The 2,546-nt window shown below is 54.4% G+C and carries 2 protein-coding genes and 3 pseudogenes; 1 reads left to right on the forward strand and 4 read right to left on the reverse strand.

Translation table 11 applies throughout. The annotated features are described in order from the left end of the window. The coding region (locus tag BBW68_RS07300; protein WP_148127474.1) for an IS30 family transposase at positions 1-399 on the forward strand (399 nt) is incomplete at its 5' end. 17 nt (positions 400-416) lie between these two features. Here BBW68_RS07300 and BBW68_RS07305 read toward each other — a convergent pair. The 4 genes and pseudogenes from BBW68_RS07305 to nudF all read right to left on the reverse strand — a co-directional run. Next, a pseudogene (locus BBW68_RS07305) lies at positions 417-746 on the reverse strand (YqiA/YcfP family alpha/beta fold hydrolase); the annotation flags it as partial. A 3-nt stretch (positions 747-749) separates the two neighbouring features. Beyond that, the gene (gene cpdA / locus BBW68_RS07310; RefSeq protein ID WP_070134626.1) at positions 750-1,577 is read right to left on the reverse strand and encodes a 3',5'-cyclic-AMP phosphodiesterase; all 828 of its coding nucleotides are present in this window, start codon (positions 1,575-1,577) and stop codon (positions 750-752) included. A 9-nt stretch (positions 1,578-1,586) separates the two neighbouring features. Then, positions 1,587-2,030 (reverse strand): annotated as a pseudogene (locus BBW68_RS07315) (DUF1249 family protein). Next, positions 2,030-2,546 (reverse strand): annotated as a pseudogene (gene nudF, locus BBW68_RS07320) (ADP-ribose diphosphatase); the annotation flags it as partial. The pseudogenes nudF and BBW68_RS07315, both read right to left, overlap by 1 nt.

The raw sequence follows: 2,546 nt of genomic DNA on the forward strand, positions 1-2,546 counted from the left end.
CTGGTCGAACGTAAAAGCCGTATTTATCTGACGAAGAAGGTTTTTTCTAAAGACTCTGCCGAAGTTGCCGCCGCTATTATCTCGATGCTGAGCGGCTATAAGGACGTCTGTCACACAATCACGTTCGACAACGGCAGGGAGTTTACCCGGCACAAGGAAGTCGCTGACGCGTTGGAAGCGGAAACCTACTTCGCTCATCCATATGCCTCGTGGCAGCGCGGGCTAAACGAGAACACCAATGGGTTGTTGAGGCAGTTTATCCCGAAAGGAACTGACCTGACGGCAGTGACGGATGACGAGCTCCGCAAGTACCAGGGAGCACTGAATAGCAGGCCACGGAAATGCCTTGGGTTCCGGCAACCTTCAGTGGTCTTTGTAGAGCTAAAACAGGCGGCTTAGCGTTGCACTTCAAACTTGAATCCGCCCTCATTATTGCCGAGGTAATCCACCAGCAGCTCAAACGGGCGTACCGCCGGGTTCACCACCACCGCTGGCAGCGCGAAGCATTGCGACAGCCAGGTGGCGTAATAGCCGCCAAGAGAAGAGCCGATAATGCCGAGCGGTTCGTCCGCCGATTTCATTACGAACTCCTCCAGCAGCGCCGCAGCCTCAGCGGGAAACGCCGGAAGTTGCGGCACGTACAGGGTAATTTTTAGGTAGTGCTGCGCCAGCCACTGTTTAAAGCTGGTCGCTTTTGCCGACTGCGGAGAGCTGTTGAAACCGTGCAGATAGAGCAGGGTTGCCATCGATCAATATCCTTCTGAGTCGAGATCGGGGTTAAATTTACGGGTTGCCAAGCGCTGAACATCCGTTTCCAGCCGTCCGTCATCATACAGATCCAACCAGCGCCATCCTGGCGCTTCCGCATCAATGGTGAAGTTGGTGCAGTGGGGTTTGAACTGGATGCAGGTGGACGGGCTGGCCAGCACGCGCCGTCCGTGCCAGTCTAGGTCAAGCTCCTGATGAATATGGCCACACAGCAAGATTTTTGCCAGCGGGTAGCGCTGTAATACCGCATCCAGCATATGCGGATTGCGCAGGCTGTGCTGATCGAGCCATGAGCAGCCGGAAGGCAGGGGATGATGGTGCAGCAGTACCAGCGTGTGGCGCTGTGGTTCAGCGGCCAGCGCGTGCTCCAGCCACTCCAGCTGGTAATCACTTAACTCGCCGTGCGGGACGCCGAACACCTGGCTGTCGAGTAGCACGATCTGCCAGTGATCGCCTACCAGTACTTGCTTTTCATCGGCAATGCTCGACTCCGTCAGCGCGCTGAACATCGCCGGCTGGAAGTCGTGATTGCCGGGCAGCCAGACGCAGGGAGCCGGCAGGCCAGCGATACCCTCAGCAAAATGCTGATAGGCTTTGACCGAGTGATCCTGCGCAAGGTCGCCGGTGGCGACAATTAGATCGTAATGACGCTGCCCGGCGGCGATCCCTTCCAGTACCGCGTCATAACTGGCCCAAGTGTTCACACCGAGTAAGGTTTCGTGTTTACCTGCGAAAAGGTGAGTATCCGTTATCTGTAAAATTCTAAATCTGGACCCACTCGCCACAGGAAGTTTTAACAGGCTATCCAATCAAAGTCCTTAACTAGCTCTGAAATTGTCGCAGCGTTCTAAAAAACCGGGGCTGTCACTGCGCCATGGAACGGGCAGCCAGTCCGCAAGAAACTGGTTAATCTGATGCTTTTGATCACGCTGATGCAGCTTTTTATTCAGATAATCATAGCGTGCTTTAAAGCGATAGATCTGCTGAGTGGAACACACTTCCGCCACCATCGCGTCATGATACAGGCGAACCGACATTGATGGCAGGCTCCAGTAGCTGACGGCCGGTGCGGTCTGTTTCACCTCAACCAGCGTGGTGTAGCGCGTTGATTCCAAGATGGTTATCTGGTAACTGGCGCCATTAACCTGATATGTCACGGACTTCCCCGCCTAGTCTTCTTTTGGCAACAGACGACGCAGTTGAGCAAAATCGGTTCCGCAAACACGCATCATTTTTGGAAAGTCAGGGACATAACGTTTCATTATTCGGGGTTCCATTTATCACAAAGCTGTTCATGGTGCAGCTCCAGCCATTGCAAAGCAATGACAGCAGCGGCGTTATCTATTTTCCTCTGTTTCACCCACTGGTAAGCCTGAGTACGGCTGACCACACAAGAATATCTTCATTCTCTTCTTCCAGATCGTGGTTTCCCTGCGCCACGCTGGCATCCACTTCTCCCACAAACATCGAAAGGCGTTCTGTAGTTCCTCCCGCACTGGAGAGGGAGTTAATGATGGGTTTAATGCGCCCGGGAGTCAGCCCGGCTTCTTCCAGCGCTTCGCGTCTGGCGACCTCTTCCGGCGTTTCACCCGGTTCCATCATCCCCACCACCCACGGCGTTGGGCTGGTGTCGTAAGCGGCGATACTGATCTCTTCGATTAGCACCACTTCATCGCGCAGCGGATCATAGGGTAGCAGCACTCCGGCATGACCGCGCTCCAAAATTTTTCATGATACTTCACCACTCATCCCGCCATTAAAGAACGTAGCGCCCTTAC

This window comes from Candidatus Erwinia dacicola, from assembly GCF_001756855.1.
Classification (GTDB): Bacteria; Pseudomonadota; Gammaproteobacteria; order Enterobacterales; family Enterobacteriaceae; genus Erwinia; species Erwinia dacicola.